Origin of the sequence: Nitrosomonas sp. Nm51 (assembly GCF_900111165.1) — a bacterium.
In the GTDB taxonomy this organism is placed as follows: domain Bacteria; phylum Pseudomonadota; class Gammaproteobacteria; order Burkholderiales; family Nitrosomonadaceae; genus Nitrosomonas.
Genome location: NZ_FOGH01000021.1, coordinates 1 through 17,037, shown reverse-complemented (window position 1 = coordinate 17,037; position 17,037 = coordinate 1). Strand labels below are relative to the sequence as shown.

Here is a 17,037-nt window from a genome sequence, read left to right as displayed (position 1 = left end):
ACGATTTAGTGAGTTATTGGCTGCGGATTTTGCGTCAGCCGGGTAAATTCCATCTCCAGATCCGCATCTTTCTGCCTGAGCCCTGCTAATGTTTCATTTAGAACCATTCGACCATCATGCATGATCTGTACCCGGTCACAAACACTTTCAACTTCAGACAAAATATGTGTGGAAAGAATCACACTGCGCGATTTTCCCAGATCCCGAATTAATGCGCGCATTTCTCGCATCTGATTTGGATCAAGTCCAACTGTTGGCTCATCCAGAATAATAATGTCTGGCTCGTGTATAATCGCCTGCGCAATCCCTACACGCTGCTGCAACCCCTTTGACATAGTGCCAATCAATTGTTTGCCGCGATCGGCCAGGCCGCAACGTTGTTTACAATGCTCAAGCGCATGCGCTATGCGCTGTTTGTCTATCCGGTGAAGGCGCGCGGCAAACCGCAGATATTCATTCACAGTCATATCAAGATACAACGGTGGTATCTCAGGCAAATAGCCGATATGTGCTTTGGCTTTTTGCGGTTCACCCAACAAATCGACACCACAAACTTCAATACTTCCGCTGCTTGGAGCGAGGTTGCCTGTAATCATGCGCAGGGCCGTTGTTTTACCAGCTCCGTTCGGCCCCAGCAACCCAAGCACTTCACCTTTTTTGAGCTGCAGCGTAAAATCATATACAGCTATTCGCGCGCCATAGTTTCTTTGTATATGCTGCGCTGAAAGCGTAAAATAATCGCACTCATCTTTCATAGACACATTCTTTCATATTGATTTAATTACTTGACCGGAACCGGGTGGGCTATGCTGGCCCGCGGTCGGTCTTGACAGCAAATAAAATATGGGCTCTACACTATAAATTTAATATCTCGCGACACAATTTTTATCTGTATATTCTATCGCACAAATCCGGTACTTCAATTCACAATCGCGGAATATTCTTGAATAACGGCTATGACGGCAACATGTAATGCACCGTCAGTCACGATTATTGTTGACAGCTGTGGCTCCTGTTTCTGCTTTATCGCGGCAGATATCCCAGCGGAGCATCATACTGTATGATTATTGCGACACAATAGTATTGATCCAGCCCGGGAATTGCTTTGCGGACACTTTAGACTAACAAAACAATATTCTTAATTTTCAGTATGCTATTCTTTTTATGTTGCGAAAAAGATACACCTGTATTTGACAAAAATCCGTATATAAATTCATAATCGCGTCAGCACATCATACAGTGATACGAAAACAATGGTGGGACGGCCTTCTGTTACTGGATGTCAGTAACAGGAAATTAAATCTGAAGTTTTCACTTAAAAGGGATAACAGCATGAATAAATTGTCAGCCAAGCAAAAACTGATCGGAATGATCATATTACCCGCGTTCTTCTCCGGCACAGTTGCAGCGCAGGTAGCTCCGATAGATCGATATGAAAACGATATTGAAAAAGCCGAAGGTTACGTAACAGAAGATGAAAACGGCATAGTCTGGCGCAACTCGCCAGATCTGGGCCATCACTGCTGGCGCACAGGATACTGGGACGAATCACTGGCTGTTGTAGAAGGTTGCGACGGCTATGAAAAAATAGCAGAAGCAGAACCAGAACCAGAACCAGCACCAGCGCCGCCAGCACCACCTGAAAAACTGACCTTCTCGGCTGATGCATTATTTGATTTCGACAGTGACGTTCTGAAACCAAACGGAAAAATTGCACTGGACGAATTTGTTCGCGGCCTGGAAGGTGTTAATTATGACGTAATCGTTGCCGTCGGACATGCCGACAGAATTGGCAATCCGGACTACAACCAAAGACTGTCAGTTCGGCGCGCCGAATCTGTTAAGGCCTATCTGGTGTCGAGAGGAATACCAGACAACCGTATCTTTACAGAAGGCAAAGGCGAAACGCAGCCCGTTACCGGCACCACCTGTGATGGCAAATCAGGCGCGGCACTCAAAGAATGTTTGAGACCTGATCGCCGCGTTGACGTCGAAGTTGCCGGCACGCGATAAACACGCTGCCTGAGCAAGGCTCTCCAACGAATGGAATAAAAAGCCCTGTCTAACAGGGCTTTTTTATGACCTACTTGATGTCCGACACCAACGAAATTGACACACTGATTGAAGCCCGCTGGGTGATACCAGTCGATGCAAAGCGGTCCGTTCTCAGCAACCACGCAGTTGCCCTCCATCAAGGCAGCATAGTGGACATTTTGCCGAGTCATGCTGCACGTGCAAAATTCAATCCTCAAAACACTGTCGACTTGAATAATCACGCGCTAATTCCGGGGCTAATCAACGCACACACGCATGCGGCAATGATTCTAATGCGCGGTCTGGCGGATGATTTGCCGTTAATGACGTGGCTAAACAAATATATCTGGCCGACCGAAAATCGTCATGTCAATGAATCTTTTGTACTCGATGGCACACGCCTGGCTTGTGCCGAGATGCTGAGAAGCGGCATTACCTGTTTCAACGACATGTATTTTTTTCCTGAAGCCATAGCGCAGGGCGCCTTGGAAACCGGTATTCGCGCGGCAATTGGCATGATTGCCATAGATTTTCCGACGCCATACGCAAGCGATGCCGATGATTATCTGGCTAAAGGCATGGCATTGCGCGATAAACTGCACCCTAATCCGCTGCTGTCATTTTGCTTTGCACCGCACGCCCCATACACAGTCAGCGATCGAACACTTACACATATCCTGACTTACGCTGAACAGCTTGAAGTACCCATACATATTCATCTTCACGAAACTACGGACGAAATTGATATTGGCATGAAGTCGCACGGCATACGTCCAATTGAGCGAATGCAACAGATTGGCATGCTTGGACCCAACCTGGTAGCGGTACACATGGTACATCTGAATGACATTGAGATTCAGCTTATACAACAACACGGCTGCCATGTAGTGCATTGCCCCTCATCCAATCTCAAACTGGCAAATGGATTCGCCCCTATTCCACTACTTCTTGACAATTGCATCAATATAGCGCTTGGCACCGATGGTGCCGCCAGTAACAACCGGCTGGATATTCTTGCAGAAATGCGGCTGGCCGCCTTACTTGCCAAAGCGACAAGCTGCCGTGCCGATACCCTGCCCGCCTATCACGCCCTTGAAATGGCCACTATCAATGGTGCCCGGGCACTTGGCATTGACGCCCTTACCGGCAGTCTTGAACCCGGCAAAGCCGCAGATATAACAGCGATTGACTTTTCTGATCTACATCTGTCACCGTGTTACGAACCCGTTTCACATCTCGTCTATGCCGCCGGACGCGAGCAAGTGAGCCATGTCTGGGTAAATGGTAAAATATTGCTGAAAAATAAACAATTGACCGTGCTTGACGACGCTGAACTGCATCGCCGTGCATTATACTGGGAAGACAACATCAAGTCATCCATATGAATGGCACCAGGACACTGGAAACCGTTTCCGATGTAGACTATCGGGTAATAGCAAGCGAAATAACAACCAAGGAAAGGAAATGAAATGAAAGAAGACGGTATCAATGCCGACCCTTTAGAACTGGAAAAATTCAGTCAGCTGGCGCACCGCTGGTGGGACCCTAACAGCGAGTTCAAGCCACTGCATGAAATTAACCCATTACGCATGAATTACATTGAAGAACTTGCCGGGCTAGAAGGAAAAACGGTGCTGGATGTTGGTTGTGGCGGCGGTATTCTATCCGAAGGCATGGCAAAGCACGGCGCAATTGTTACAGGAATTGACTTGAGTGACAAAGCTCTCAAAGTTGCCCGTCTGCACCTGCTGGAAAGTGGCCAACAGGTTGAATACCGCAAAATCACAGCGGAATCGCTCGCCAAGGAGCAGCCTCACCATTACGACATTGTCACGTGCATGGAAATGCTGGAGCATGTGCCCGATCCAATGAGTATTGTTCGCTCCTGTTCAACACTGGTAAAGCCTGGCGGCCGGGTATTTTTCTCCACCATTAACCGTAATCCGAAGTCCTATTTATTCGCCATTATTGGTGCAGAGTATATTCTTCAGCTGCTGCCTCGCGGCACGCATGAGTACGCCAACTTTATCAAGCCTTCCGAACTGGTGCGCATGGCCCGAAATGCCGGACTTTCTGATGAACAACTGATTGGCTTGACTTACAATCCGTTTACCAAAGTCTATGCGCTTGGATCAGACACGGACGTGAATTATATCATGGCCTGCCGGGCCTGATATTACGGCAACATAGAGGTGCAGATCAACGCGGTTTTTTTCGATTTTGACGGCACCCTTGCCGATACCGCGCCGGACCTAGGTCACGCGCTCAACCGGCAGCGCATAAACAAGGGACTCGATCCGTTACCTATCGAACAAATCCGCATCCAAGCTTCTGCCGGCGCACGCGGATTACTAGGACTCGGTTTCAATATAAAACCGGAAGATCAAGGTTATATAAAATTGCGCGATGAATTCCTGGAATTTTATACCCAGCGCCTCTGCCATGAAACCAGGTTGTTTCCCGGTATCCCGGAACTTCTCGATCAATTGGATGCGCTGGCTCTGCCATGGGGTATCGTTACCAATAAACCGGCCCGCTTCACACACCCACTTATCGCATTGCTGGGCCTAAAACACAGAGTATCCTGCGTTGTTTGCGGTGACGATACCAGCCATACCAAGCCACACCCTGAACCGTTACTGGTTGCCTGCGAGAAAATCAACATATCTCCTTCTGACTGCTTGTACCTGGGAGACGATTTGCGCGATGTCAAAGCCAGTCTGGCCGCTGGAATGGTGCCTGTCATTGCGCGTTACGGCTATCTTGGAAACGGGCTGCCACCTGAATCCTGGGGCGCACGTCATATTATTAACAAACCGCAGGACATGCTCGCCTATATTTGATACAAATGATAGAATACAAAACACGGCAATCAACAAAGATGAACTTTTAACATTTATCTTTATCATATCTGTACCACAAAGAATTCGGGGACGATCTGGCTTCGACGTGGGTTGCAAAGCAGTGTAGGGCATACCGAGGATCAGGTTACCTCGTAAATCCATCTGAAAACAATAGTCGCAAACGACGAAAATTACGCTTTAGCCGCTTAAATGGCTAGCCTCTGCGCCGGTGGGCCTCAACGCCGGGTCTGGCAACAGACAGCAGAGTCACTAACGAGGATCGCGCACTGCAGGGTTACTTTGCAGGACGCTAAATTTAAGGTAACTCGCTTGTCATCAGCCTGCCGGTTGGCGGTTGGCAGGTCAAATTAAAGAACACGGCTAAGTATGTAGAACTGCCTGTAGAGGGCTTGCGGACGCGGGTTCGATTCCCGCCGTCTCCACCATTAATACCCCCAGTAACATCCGACACCGTCCTAGAGACGGTGTTTTTGTTTGTGATATAGCAGGTTATTTATCCAACAAAGTTTTATCGAATCCGGTAAAATCCGTTCATACAGGGGGTACTACATGGGGTATTTCGATTAATCGAACAGGAGAATTTTATATGCCTGGGGGTATCGGAGGGCGGTTGACAGATAAGGCCTGCAAAGCATTCGCTGCTCAAAAGGCGCATGGCAAAAAGCTTTCAGACGGTGGTGGATTATATCTTTTTATTACACCGGCAGGCAGTGCGGTCTGGCGGATTAAATATCGTATCGATGGAAAGGAAAAAACATATTCTGTCGGCAGCTATCCCGCCATCTCTCTGGCGGTAGCACGCACCGATCTTGCAGAAGTCAAGGCGCTGCTTCGGGAAAATAAAGATCCGGTTACACAGCGGCGTATCAACCGCGCCGAATCCAGATCAGCAAGTGAAAATACTTTTGAAACCGTAGCTACACAGTGGCTCACAATGAAACAACGGGAATGGAGTGCCGGACATTTCGCCAGATCGGCACGCGCATTTGAACGCGACATCTACCCGCTGCTTGGCAAGCTTCCAATTGCGAGTATTACACCAGCAATTATTGCAAAGGCCATAGAGGACATTCATAAGCGTGACGTACTTGAGACCGCCACACGAATTCTACAACATATAAATGGCGTATTTCGCTACGCACAGGCAAAAGGTCTATGCCGTGACAACCCGGCTCTACCCGCTCGGGAAATTCTGCCTCGCAAAAAAGACAGCGGGAGAATGCCCGCTCTGCTGGATTTCGCTTCACTGGGTGACGTATTGCGGCGGGCGGATATGGCAAGAACTTCACCTTCAGTACGTATGGCACATCGTCTATGTGCTTTTACTGCTGCCCGTATCGACAACATAATCACCGCCGAATGGAAAGAATTTGATCTGGATAGCGAACAACCTATCTGGACTATTCCGCGCACCAAAATGAAAGTTAAATCCCGTTTCATCGATCACCGCATACCCTTGTCCGATGAAATTACCTCCGAATTGAAACAATGGCAGGCGATCTACGGCAAACAAGGTTTTCTATTTCCATCGCCTACAGGCGGCAAACATATCGGGTGCGAATCCATCGAAAAAATGTACCGTGTTACTTTACAGCTTAAAGGTATCCATGTACCCCATGGCTGGCGAAGCTCTTTTTCTACGCTGGCAAAAGATAACAATTTTGAGCGCGATGTCATTGAGTTGGCACTCGACCATGCGCATGACAACGAGGTCGCACGTGCTTATGACCGTGGCGAACGGTTTGAAAAACGTATTCAATTATATGATTGGTGGGGAAAACAGCTTGCTGCAGCGCAGCATGGTGCGACTGTGATCCCGATGAAAAATAAAACTGCTTGATCGGTTGCGTATTTATACTCTTGTTTTGTGGAAACTTGTGAATTTGCGTCATTAATTTCATTCACTTACGAATAGCTTTTGTGGAATGCCTCCGCCGTAAACTTCACAAACTCCTCGGTTTTCTCCTGACCACGTGCGATTACCTGCCAAGGCTCAAGTCTGGCGATCTCCGTTTGCAATTCCTTTGCGGTCTTCGCCGTGCATCCCAAAATCTTTTGTATCGAGTTTGCGGTCACGCCATCACATTGAAAGACATAGGCAAATTCAAGCAATTCTTGGAAATTGAAAAACTCTTGTTGATAGTCGTTGGGTGACTGACTGGCGAAGAAGACCACCACACCTTTCGATCGCCCCTCGCGAATGATACGTTGAAGAAAAATATTTTTTTGGCTAAGGTAGTTATGCGCCTCGTCAATAACCAGTATTGTACGAATGGTACGACGCCCATCTGTTATGGGGCTATCCGGCAACGTCGCCATCTCTTTGTAGAGCCGCTCAATGACAAGATATGCAACCAGTTCTTTGAGCACCGGCATCGCATGTACATCGATTAACATCGTGCGATTTGATACTCGGTCCATTGGTGCAACTGCGCTGCCGTGTCGCCAAAAAAGATCAAAGTCTGACAGGTCGCGCAGTACTTCAATTAAGCTGTCGTCCTTCTTGCCATCTTCCTCGTAGGCAGCAGAAGCTATTTCAAGGATGTCTGGAAAGTCCGGAAAAGGAGTCTCAGTTCCGACCCGTTTCGTGTAGCCTGCGCGAATTGCTTCAGTCAGCGCACCCTTCTGCACTATGCCCAGCTTGCTGTTAATGGACGCAAAACTCTCCGCTTTTTCGCGAGCAGATACATTAATTGTCTGTTCATCATACGCTGGCAAGATAAACGGATTGATAGGCAAGTTCTGTCCACCCTGCAACAATCGAAAAGGTTGCACACGCGCTAGCTCCAGAAAACGTTCGTTATCTACAACATCACCCTTGTAGTCGAAGTAGATGAAATGAGTCTGGTAATTTGATTGTACGCGAATGTCGGTTAATAATTTGAGTAGAAACTGTGTCTTGCCGACACCGGGCTTACCCATGATGGCCAAGTGCGAATTCGCATGCTTAGCGGTGTTGTTTAACTCCATCATCAACTCAGAACGTTGCAGCAAAGTTCGACCGATAAAGATGTCCAGAATGCTGCCGAGCTGTTCTCGCCGCCCCACAAATTCAACTTCGTCAACCAATCGACGAATAAGCGCATCGCCGCTGCGACCTGATTCCTGGTACAGTGCAGCCATCAGTGCCGCACCGCTGTCGATATGATTTTTTACGACGGATCGATTGGAGAAGAATTCGTCCTCCGCAAAGTCGTTCTTCCCGTAGATATGTGCAATCAGGGTGCGGATAAATATTTCATCTTCACCAATGAATGTAGGGCGCTTCATCTCACCACCACTGAAGTTCGGACTTTGAGTCACCGTATGTCCGTCTTTAACCAAGGAAAGTGTAAACGCGATGCGTGCCAGCGTAGCCTTCTCTAGCTTGGTCTCAAAGCGCAGTGCGCTTAATATTTCGTCGGCCTCACTCGATGTATAAAGACGATCAGCCATGACTGTTCTCCCAGAAATACCCTTGACGGAAAGTCGTTAGTTCCTGCCGTTGATCAAACTCCAGACTTCCTGCACCACTTAGGCGCGGTTTTAGCGTGCGATAATAATTCGTATCGATTTCTGTATCCGTGGACAAGATGACCACTTGTTCACCGGCATTCGGAAAATAATTGCTCACGATATTGTCGCGGTGTGTGCTATCGAGTCGAGACAACGGCGTGTCGATGATGATCGGCAGTTTCAACTCACTGGTCTGGGCTAGACCCCATAACAACGACACCGCAAACACTTCCTTTTCACCTGCTGATAAAGCTGATTTGCGAATCTCGTGTCCGTTGCGGTCAGTGATCTTCACTTCATACGTTTTGTCGTCGATAGTAATGTCTTTGATTAATCCGCTGCGACTGGAGAGCAGACGATACATTTCGAATGTCTTTTCTTGCAACATATGTACCTTGTTCTTGCGCAAACGCACAATGAACTGGTTCAGCACGCTAGCAATCGCATCGCACTCTTCGATGAAATCTGCTTTCTCTTTTGAAACATTGTGTTTCTCGTAGAGCTTTTCGATCTCAACCTCGATCTCACTAATCCGTTTTTCAAGTGTGAGAATATCCTCTTCTAGCAACCGCAACTGTTCGGTCTTGCGGCCAATTTGGGTGGAACAACTTTCCATTTCTGTCTGAATCTCATCGAACAACTCGCGCTCGGTCACCGTGAGTGCACTGCCCTGATTGATGCCTTCAAGTTGTCGAATTTGCGCTTCTAGATCACGCGCCTCTTCCAACAGTGGTTCGAGCAAAAATACTTCACTGGTTTCCAGCGATTCGATCTTGTTCAAAACCCTTGCTGCGTCACGGTCTGACAGGTCCAGAATTCTCTGTACATTGGCTTTAGGGTCTCCCTCTTTCAGCAACAGATAAATTCGCCGCTCCAACTCGGCCATGCGATCTGCCGAAAGCTTCTCAGAATAGATCGGTTCCGGTTCCTCAACTACTCGAACAATGCGCTTTGCCAGGTTCGACGCGTTCTCTTTGATTGCCTCGCCGCTTGCGGATTCACGTTCGACTTCTATCTGTCGCCGGATATTATCGAAGAACTTACCCGCAATGCTATATGGCAGTGCCTTTTCACATAAACTCCGTATTTCACTCTCAATCTGCGTCAAACGGTTTGCCGCAAAAACCCGTTTCTTCTCTTGTTCGCGCATAGCCTCACGAGATTCGGGGGCGGCATGGAAAGCCGCTTCAAAACGTTTCTTCGCCTCTTCTAACTGATATTTAAAATCAGTTAATTCCGCACGTAAACCATCACGTTCCAGGTGTTTACGCGTCAACTTGCTTTTCTCTCGTTTCAATTCGCTCTGTTTGAATTCCAGGTCCTCGTCGGAAATTTCGACAAAACCTTTACGCTCTTCCTGCTTGATGTAGACGATATCGCTCGCCAACCGGTTGATATATTGAATGCCAAGAGCTGCTTCCAGCGAGGATTTCAGGCGCACTTCCGAGTGATCGTCCGCTGCAATTTCCTGAATCTTTTCGCCGTCGAAGAAGAAGAACTGCGTAATTCCCGGCGGAATCGCAGCGCGAATAAAATCCTGCCAAATCTCCTGATTCTGCACCGAAACCCGCTTACCGTCGCACACCACCACCAATCGCTCGGTCAGATCGCGCGCCTTGGGATCACTGATCACCCCTGCCGTCCAAGAGCGTTTCACAACTAATTCAGAACCATCGTCCATTTCAATAACAAGCTCGAAGACCACGTTAGCGTTATCCTTGGCTTTCTCGCGCCGGTTGATGTTGCGAAAAATTTCGTCCGATTTGCCGCCATATAGACAGTAGGTAATAGCCTCCATGATGGAGGTTTTGCCAGCCCCGTTCATGCCACCAATCAGAAATATACTGTGACCATCCTTACCTAACGGGAATACAATTTCGGTGGAAAACTGGAATGATTTATAGTTCTCGATGGTTAGCTTGCGAAATTTCATTAGCTATCCTCCCCCAACTCCCAGATACCGCGCGGCGAACCCTGGCGCAACGCACCGTCTTGTGTCATCTGAAAGCGCTCCCACTTTGCGTTGTTCTGCCAGGCAGGCTCGTTGGTCGCGTCCCGCCAAATGTTGTCACCAGGTAACAACTTTCCATCTAACTGTTTAGTCATCTGTTCAATGACGTCAGAGACTCGCGCCCGACCGCCCAGCGTCTTGAGTGCTTGAATAATGTGTACACGTAAGATGCTTTGCGGCGTTTTCGGTAACGTCGAGCGCTTGGTGCGCGGTTTCGCTTCCGAATTAGTTGTGTTTTGCCCGAGTCGTTCCCGCAGGTCCTTCAGGATGTCCTGAAACTCGTCGGCCAACTGCGCCAGGGCCTGCTTAGCATCGCTATGTACTGCCAAGGCTGCTGCAATGCGTGTTTTTTCAGCCCGCAAAGATTCCGGTACTGTTACGTCGGATTTTTCCAATTGCTCCACCGCTTTGGCGATAGCCCGCAACTGGGCCTCTTGCTCAACAACCGCAACATCTTCTGAACTGGCATCGAGCTGATCGATCACGCCCCGGCACAACTCCACCAACAGGCTCGGGTCTTTGACGAAACGGTCGATAGTGTCGCCGTCGTTCATGCCGGTCGCTCCGTATCACCCGATGACCTGCTTTTGAGTATCTCGCGCAGCGCATCATAAACGCCCGTGCGGCGGTCCTTGAATTCGTATTCGCGCACGGCATCCAGCAGCTTCAGCACCTTTTCCTGGCTGACGCCGTGTTGCTCGCAGAGCTCTGCAAGGAGCCTTGAATCATCGGGGGACAGGTTCATGACTGCACGGCCTCCTCGATGAGTTGTTCGACGCGGGCTTTTGCTTGTTCAAGAAGTTCTTCCGACTCTTTTTCTTTGGCATAACTTTCCAGAACAAGACTGTGAACTTGCTCGCGCACATCTTGCCTCACGTTTGGTACTAAAAAACGCTTTATGTCCTTCGGATAAATGTATTGCTGAGATGTGCCGCTTTGGTAGGTTTTTGATTGCAAAAGCCCATATCGGCTGTTCAGTAGCACGTGCATAAATCCCGCATCGTGCTCTTCATTGCATCGCAACAGCGTGATGAAACTAGCAGGGACGGCTTCATCGTCGTTCAGCCAGATATTTGTTTTTCCGAGATATGCGCCCACCGAGTAAAACAACAAATCATTCTTCTGTAGTGCCGCAGATGGGTTCGCTTGTCTCCACCCAGTTGTAGTGCGAAGTTCGTTACCATATCCATCAGGCGAGATATTCCGCAGGTGTTTTTGGGTAACGATTGGGACGCCGCTATCCCCGTAGTCAGGGTTCGCGAACTTGGCAACATGTGCGAATTCGGGAAGTCGACGGAGTTCAAATTTCTTCGACAACTCTGCCCACAGGAATCGAAGCTCTGGATCGTAGAATTCAGCATCTGAGCGGTGCGAGGTATCTAAGTCGCTAAATCGAGCGGTGTAGCCTACCGGCCTCTGGAATGTCAGCTTATCTAGCCCAAGCTCGGCTTCGAGGAGTTGTTGAGCTTTCCGATACAGAGCACTACTATTTTCACGATGAGCCTGCGACTGCCGCACACAATCTGCAATTAACTGCTGATCTTCCAGTTGAAACAACGGGACAATGAGTTCGCCGATGTCTTCCAGATGGAGATCTGGCTGACTGATCCCTTTGTTTAACCTCAGTAACTGAAGTTGCCCATAGCGGCAATTCATAAACATCGACAAGAACTCGGGCAGGATTGCGCCCGTAGTTCGAATCAGTGCAACACTTACAAAAATACTAAACTCCTCCAACCCCTCTGGCACAACACAACTCCAACGAGGACCGACCCCCACCTTGCGAAGTAGCACGTCACCAGCCTGAACTGGACATCGTTTGTGGATCGCCCGATGCTCTGCCTCGCTAATGAATTTGAACGGCCCATCGTGAGCAAAATAGCCATCTTTTATATTTACCGCCGAGTAGAATCGAACACCGGTCTCGGTGTACCTCGGCGTGAAGTGAGTACCGTCTGTAATCTTCTGGCGACACAAGCCAAGCTTTGTGTGAGGTATGCTTTCGACAAGCTTCTGGCAATTTACGTACTCTGGCCGGTAGAACTCAGCTTCAATCCGCACGTGATTTCCAATCTCATGCATGTTGACAGTGTTCCAGACTGCCATCACTGAGCCTCCCAAAAGGTGAGTTCTTGTTGCTGCGCAAAGCGTACAAAAGCCTCCGCAATGCAAAGCTTGTCGTCAAGAATCGTGGCTGCATCGGCCAGGTCTTCAGAACGCAAGTCGTAATTCACCAGGTCCTGATTCACGACGAGCTGCCCTTCCTGCGGGTGGCCATCCGGGAATTCGATCAGGCTGCCGTCTGCATCAATCATATATTCGTAATCGCCGGAGTTGTTCTTACCGCCGCGCTCGCTCACGGCCATGAAGATGGGGTAGTCGAGCCGCTTGGCCACTTCGGCGGCGATCCATCGCTCCTTGAGAGTGCCTATTAGTTCTTCGTCCGCCAGCATCAATTCCAGCTGGCCGCGATTGCTGAGCATCTTCAGTTCGCGCTCGACCTGCGGGATTTGCTTTTCCAGTGCCTTGATCTCAGCCTTGAGCGTCTTTTGCTTGGCCTTCTGAGTTTCCTTGAGTGCCGCCAACGCCGCCTTGTGGTCCGTCTTGATGGGCTTCAGGTGTGCATTCAGTTCGCTCTTCTTGCCGTCCCAATGTTCGGCAATCGCTGCGATTTCCTGACCCTGTTGTTGTACCAGGGCTTCAACATCGCTTTCGAGGTCCATCAACTTCTGCTTGGTCTTCACCAGTGCGGCCTTGAGTTCGTTCAGTTTTTCCTCGGCGACCGCCAGGCGATCTTCGACGGCAGGCGATTCTTCGCCGCTTTCACCGTTCTCTTCCTCGTCGTTGCCATTGACTATTTCTTCCGGTTCGGGTTCGGTAAAGATTTCGGCGAGCAAGTCGGCAATAGCCTCGGGAATCGCTTCCTCAGGTACGTCGTCGGCTGCTTCGTGCGCGGCCAGCAGCCCCTTGATCTCGGCCTCGTAGTCCGGGCAGGCCACGGCCACCTCGTCATGCACCTTGGCGATCTGGTCGAGCTGTTCCTGTGTGTATTTCTGGACGAACAACACCGAGGTCTTGGTGCCGGTGTGCGGTTTAAAGGTGTTGGGGTGCAAACCTACAACTGCCAGCAATCGCGCTTTCTTGAGAATCCACTCGCGGATAAAGGCCAGTGAGGAGTTGTTGAACTTGCCCTGCGGCAAAACAATAGCGGCACGCCCACCGGGCTTGAGCATTTTCAGGATGCGTTCAATGAAAAGCACATCGCGTTCTTCCTTCGGTTGCTTGTTGTCCCCGGCACGCCTGAGGGCAGTTTTTGCAAGCTCGTAATGTACAAGCATCTTGCGATCCTTCATCTCGCCCGCAAAGGGAGGATTCGCAAGGATTACGTCGAATTTGAGTTCGTCGAAATATTCCCAAGCCTTGTCGTCATCCGTGAGCGGATCATCCACTGGAATCTTCTTTGCGTTGAGTTTCGCCTCACGTAGTCCTTTGAGAAACGCTTGTCCAGACGCTGTTTCATACCACGTCTTGGGATCGAGACTGCTTACGTCCGGGCCAAAGATATTGGTGTGACCATCACCGGCAATCAGCATCAGCGCACGGGAAGTCTTGGCTGCGCGCTGCTCAAAATCGATGCCCCATAGGTACTTGGCAGCGTAACGGTGTTTACGCAGCTCACGCTGTTCGTTGTCGGCTGCCGGATAACACCAGTCCATGGCGTGCAATAAAAAGCCGCCGGAACCACATGCAGGGTCCATCACATATTCCTTGCGGGTAGGGTTGAGCATGCGCACGCACATTTCTACTACATGGCGAGGTGTGAAGAACTGACCTTTCTTTTTCTTGGCTTCAGTGGGCAACAGATACTCGAAGGCGTCATCCATGATACGCAGGTTCGAACCCATCAACCGCACACCCTCAATCGGACCGACACAAACTTGCAGGTGGCGCTTGGCAAGGTCGATATCTTCGCCTGCTTTGAAAATACCAGGCCACTCATCGCAGGCTTTGTGAAAGAGGTTATTGATGCGGTCAAATGTGATTTCGGGATCAATGGCCTTGCGGAACTCGACGACCCTGTCCTTTCGATTCTCCAGCGCCTCTTTCTCGTCCCAAATCTTGGCGAAGATCAGCTTGAAAATTTCATTGAATTCGTCCTTTCCGCTATCGGCTAGCACCAGCTCTTCGAGATCCTGGATAATTTTTTTGAAGTTGAAATCCTTCTTGAGCTGCAACAGCGTTTTGCTGGCTTCGAGTACATCCTTCGGCGCTTGCCCGCGCTTGGGAATGTCGAACAGCGTATCGTCGAACTGCGCCGGATAAGGCCGATAGAGGATGATACTGTCCGCCCCATTCGACCATACTGCGACCGGCGCACCCTTGGCGTTCATGTAACTCTTGAGCTGCTCGATGCCGTCCTTGCGCTTGGGCTTCTTGCACTCGACAATGATTTTCGGCGTGTTTTTGGTCGTATCCGTATAGACGATGATGTCCGCCGCCTTGGTGCCGACTTCGGTGCCAAACTGGACACTTTTTTCGAGATCAATCTCGTCGGCCTTATAGCTGTATTGGTGCATCAATTTGTAAACCCAGAGCTGCCGAACAATTTCTTCGGGGGCTGATTTACCGTCCTCGACATAGACCTGCACTTCCTCGTTTCCCGAGGAGAAGGGAATAAAGCTTTTCAGAAAATATTTTGTTTTCCCAGCGTCCTTCCCGGTTGTCACAGCCTTAGGGCAAATCGTTATGATCTCGTGAACCGGTTTGCCAAGATTATCAAACTCAGTAAGTTCGTATTTTATCCCTGGCTCTTTAAATACGCGATCAATGAGCTCTTTGGTTTCCATCAATGTATTATTTATTTTTTTATGATTATTCTTAACCACAACCTTTTATTTTTAACTTTTTTAGTTTTACAAAAAAAGCAAATGTATAGTGGGCAATTTCAAATTTCTAGTAAATTTTATTTTCAGGATTATTAAGTGTAATGGGTATATAAAATTTATATTGTTGTCATTATTTAATGAAAAGTCTGTCAAATATGCACTGAAATGTACAATAAGATACTACAAAATCAAAAGAACTATTTCAACGTTGTCAATAAAGGGGAAATATGGCCAGACACTACTCTACCAAGAGTTTCTTCCGACAAATGCCCAATGCGCTGCTTGCCCGCTACTTTCATGAACGTAATCTGCTACTGGATTTTGATTTTACAATCATGAAGGAAGGCAACCCTGCAGCGCTGTTTGAAGTCTGGCTTTCGCTACCTGATGGTCAACGCAATGTCATCGATTCCGAGTTTCGCGAAATCTATGATATGAGCTGTGAGAAAGGTTTTACAGCTATTCTTCATGAAGCTGAGTTTCAATTCAGCGATAAAACTACACTACATGATTTTATAGAGAAGCTGTCTGCGCTAACCAATCACTATGAACGCGCGATGATCACATTTCTTGATCACAAAAATTGCTGGAAAGTCGCCACCCTTTTTTATCATGCAGATACCTTGACCCATTGGCGCAAGCGTAAAAACTTACCACAGACTGGAGCTGCAATTGATGAAGCCAGCATCAATCAGCTCGCAGTGTTTATCAGCAGCTATTTCCATCATACCGAAGGCCGCGGGAAAAACTGCGTCGTGGAGCCCTATCGTCGCGGTGAACTGGATTATTTTTTTGCTTATCCCGAAGATTATTCACAACACAGCATCGAATGGGTTGATGGTCAATTTGATTGTCGGCCGCATAACCCTGCTTTTGAAATAATTTATGTCTACTCAAAAAAAGAGGGGTCGCTCGATTTGAATTTTCGCGGTGCTTACAAAGCTATTGAGCCGCTACAGAACATGTTTGCCCAGGCGATCCTGAAACTCGATAATCTACCGCCTGATCCGAAAGACACACGTGTATATGATCTTGATCCGCTATTACAGAAAAGTTTTGATTTTACTTACATGCCAGCCAGTGGCATTGAATCTGTGATTATCAAAAAATTAAGGCTTTCTTCACGTATTAAGAAAGGAGACCGTATAACCCTGGAGGCCAATACGGAAGAAGATCCCGACGCTGTCTACTCGCTATTTGAACAGGTTAAAACTTCCTTGCCGATGAATATGTACAGCGTTACTCAAGTTGAATTATCCGCATCGGTTGTCATTGATGCCGAGAAGCCGGCAAGGAAGGTAACATTCCGCATTACTTACCCCAATTCCTGTACATTGAAATATGATGAAACCGATTTGAAACTGCGGGATATGCTGGAGGTTTCGGGTATCGAACCCAAAGAACCGGAATCTGTTGATGCATGAATCCACTGGATACACTTATTGAAATAATTGAACGTGTTGGGGCCAGTTCAGTCGCGGAAGTCCAGATAAGTGAAGACGATTTAAACGAATGGCCGAATGAAGCGATATCTGCACTCAAAAAACAAAAACTGCTGATCAAGGCAAAACCGGCTTCCAGTGCAGTTTGTGTTGATACCGGTTTAAACTTGACCACCCATTACGGTTGAAATTTGACCAGGGGGAAACAGTGCGCAGGATACTACGCATCTGTGGATAAGTCGACCAGACTGAGTTGGTATTTTGCCTCCTGCTGATGCTTTGTGTTCAGTTGTTCGTTACAAATT

The 17,037-nt window shown here is 48.5% G+C and carries 14 protein-coding genes and 1 other RNA gene; 8 read left to right on the top strand and 7 right to left on the bottom strand.

Features of this window, described 5'->3' with window-relative positions; all coding sequences use genetic code 11:
- Positions 1-5: 5 nt before the first annotated feature.
- On the bottom strand, positions 6-755 hold the full coding sequence (locus BMY60_RS08615) for an ABC transporter ATP-binding protein (RefSeq protein WP_090332926.1): 750 nt from the start codon (positions 753-755) through the stop codon (positions 6-8).
- 577 nt (positions 756-1,332) lie between these two features.
- Here BMY60_RS08615 and BMY60_RS08610 point away from each other — a divergent pair.
- The 6 genes from BMY60_RS08610 (at position 1,333) to BMY60_RS08585 (ending at position 6,738) form a co-directional block, all read left to right on the top strand.
- Positions 1,333-2,013: an OmpA family protein gene (locus tag BMY60_RS08610; protein ID WP_090332968.1), complete on the top strand. Its 681-nt coding sequence runs from the start codon at positions 1,333-1,335 to the stop codon at positions 2,011-2,013.
- Between the two features lie 65 nt (positions 2,014-2,078).
- On the top strand, positions 2,079-3,419 hold the full coding sequence (locus BMY60_RS08605) for a TRZ/ATZ family hydrolase (protein WP_371264205.1): 1,341 nt from the start codon (positions 2,079-2,081) through the stop codon (positions 3,417-3,419).
- A gap of 84 nt (positions 3,420-3,503) precedes the next feature.
- Complete coding sequence (gene ubiG, locus BMY60_RS08600) at positions 3,504-4,208, top strand: bifunctional 2-polyprenyl-6-hydroxyphenol methylase/3-demethylubiquinol 3-O-methyltransferase UbiG (RefSeq protein ID WP_090332925.1); 705 nt, start codon at positions 3,504-3,506, stop codon at positions 4,206-4,208.
- A gap of 24 nt (positions 4,209-4,232) precedes the next feature.
- The gene (locus tag BMY60_RS08595) at positions 4,233-4,877 is read left to right on the top strand and encodes an HAD family hydrolase (protein WP_371264206.1); all 645 of its coding nucleotides are present in this window, start codon (positions 4,233-4,235) and stop codon (positions 4,875-4,877) included.
- Between the two features lie 86 nt (positions 4,878-4,963).
- Positions 4,964-5,323, top strand: a transfer-messenger RNA (tmRNA) gene (gene ssrA / locus BMY60_RS08590).
- Positions 5,324-5,484: 161 nt separating this feature from the next.
- A complete protein-coding gene (locus BMY60_RS08585; RefSeq protein ID WP_090332921.1) occupies positions 5,485-6,738 on the top strand; it encodes a tyrosine-type recombinase/integrase in 1,254 nt (417 codons plus the stop codon).
- Positions 6,739-6,803: 65 nt separating this feature from the next.
- On the opposite strand, the gene BMY60_RS08580 is transcribed toward BMY60_RS08585, so the two are convergent.
- The 6 genes from BMY60_RS08580 to BMY60_RS08555 are packed head-to-tail and all read right to left on the bottom strand — an operon-like array spanning position 6,804 to position 15,251.
- On the bottom strand, positions 6,804-8,333 hold the full coding sequence (locus BMY60_RS08580; RefSeq protein ID WP_090332920.1) for a DndE family protein: 1,530 nt from the start codon (positions 8,331-8,333) through the stop codon (positions 6,804-6,806).
- Complete coding sequence (dndD, locus tag BMY60_RS08575; protein ID WP_090332918.1) at positions 8,326-10,326, bottom strand: DNA sulfur modification protein DndD; 2,001 nt, start codon at positions 10,324-10,326, stop codon at positions 8,326-8,328. Before dndD ends, BMY60_RS08580 begins: the two co-directional genes overlap by 8 nt.
- Positions 10,326-10,958 (bottom strand): hypothetical protein, encoded by a 633-nt coding sequence (locus tag BMY60_RS08570; protein WP_090332916.1) that lies wholly within the window; start codon positions 10,956-10,958, stop codon positions 10,326-10,328. The genes dndD and BMY60_RS08570 overlap by 1 nt, the downstream gene beginning before the upstream one ends.
- Positions 10,955-11,149: a DNA modification system-associated small protein gene (locus BMY60_RS08565; RefSeq protein WP_090332915.1), complete on the bottom strand. Its 195-nt coding sequence runs from the start codon at positions 11,147-11,149 to the stop codon at positions 10,955-10,957. Before BMY60_RS08565 ends, BMY60_RS08570 begins: the two co-directional genes overlap by 4 nt.
- On the bottom strand, positions 11,146-12,510 hold the full coding sequence (locus tag BMY60_RS08560) for a restriction endonuclease subunit S domain-containing protein (protein WP_090332914.1): 1,365 nt from the start codon (positions 12,508-12,510) through the stop codon (positions 11,146-11,148). The genes BMY60_RS08565 and BMY60_RS08560 overlap by 4 nt, the downstream gene beginning before the upstream one ends.
- Positions 12,510-15,251: an N-6 DNA methylase gene (locus BMY60_RS08555; protein ID WP_090332912.1), complete on the bottom strand. Its 2,742-nt coding sequence runs from the start codon at positions 15,249-15,251 to the stop codon at positions 12,510-12,512. The genes BMY60_RS08560 and BMY60_RS08555 overlap by 1 nt, the downstream gene beginning before the upstream one ends.
- Positions 15,252-15,517: 266 nt before the next feature.
- Here BMY60_RS08555 and BMY60_RS08550 point away from each other — a divergent pair, with 266 nt between their 5' ends.
- Positions 15,518-16,714, top strand: a complete 1,197-nt coding sequence (locus tag BMY60_RS08550) for a hypothetical protein (protein ID WP_090332911.1) — start codon at positions 15,518-15,520, stop codon at positions 16,712-16,714.
- Positions 16,711-16,920 (top strand): hypothetical protein, encoded by a 210-nt coding sequence (locus BMY60_RS08545; RefSeq protein ID WP_090332909.1) that lies wholly within the window; start codon positions 16,711-16,713, stop codon positions 16,918-16,920. Before BMY60_RS08550 ends, BMY60_RS08545 begins: the two co-directional genes overlap by 4 nt.
- The last annotated feature ends 117 nt before the right edge of the window (positions 16,921-17,037 follow it).

Coding starts and splice junctions, on each gene's coding strand:
- BMY60_RS08610 (WP_090332968.1), top strand. CDS start 1,333: ATGAATAAATTGTCAGCCAAGCAAAAACTGATCGGAATGATCATATTA.
- BMY60_RS08605 (WP_371264205.1), top strand. CDS start 2,079: ATGACCTACTTGATGTCCGACACCAACGAAATTGACACACTGATTGAA.
- BMY60_RS08560 (WP_090332914.1), bottom strand. CDS start 12,510: ATGGCAGTCTGGAACACTGTCAACATGCATGAGATTGGAAATCACGTG.
- BMY60_RS08615 (WP_090332926.1), bottom strand. CDS start 755: ATGAAAGATGAGTGCGATTATTTTACGCTTTCAGCGCAGCATATACAA.
- BMY60_RS08565 (WP_090332915.1), bottom strand. CDS start 11,149: ATGAACCTGTCCCCCGATGATTCAAGGCTCCTTGCAGAGCTCTGCGAG.
- BMY60_RS08580 (WP_090332920.1), bottom strand. CDS start 8,333: ATGGCTGATCGTCTTTATACATCGAGTGAGGCCGACGAAATATTAAGC.
- BMY60_RS08545 (WP_090332909.1), top strand. CDS start 16,711: ATGAATCCACTGGATACACTTATTGAAATAATTGAACGTGTTGGGGCC.
- BMY60_RS08570 (WP_090332916.1), bottom strand. CDS start 10,958: ATGAACGACGGCGACACTATCGACCGTTTCGTCAAAGACCCGAGCCTG.
- BMY60_RS08585 (WP_090332921.1), top strand. CDS start 5,485: ATGCCTGGGGGTATCGGAGGGCGGTTGACAGATAAGGCCTGCAAAGCA.
- ubiG (WP_090332925.1), top strand. CDS start 3,504: ATGAAAGAAGACGGTATCAATGCCGACCCTTTAGAACTGGAAAAATTC.
- dndD (WP_090332918.1), bottom strand. CDS start 10,326: ATGAAATTTCGCAAGCTAACCATCGAGAACTATAAATCATTCCAGTTT.
- BMY60_RS08550 (WP_090332911.1), top strand. CDS start 15,518: ATGGCCAGACACTACTCTACCAAGAGTTTCTTCCGACAAATGCCCAAT.
- BMY60_RS08555 (WP_090332912.1), bottom strand. CDS start 15,251: ATGGAAACCAAAGAGCTCATTGATCGCGTATTTAAAGAGCCAGGGATA.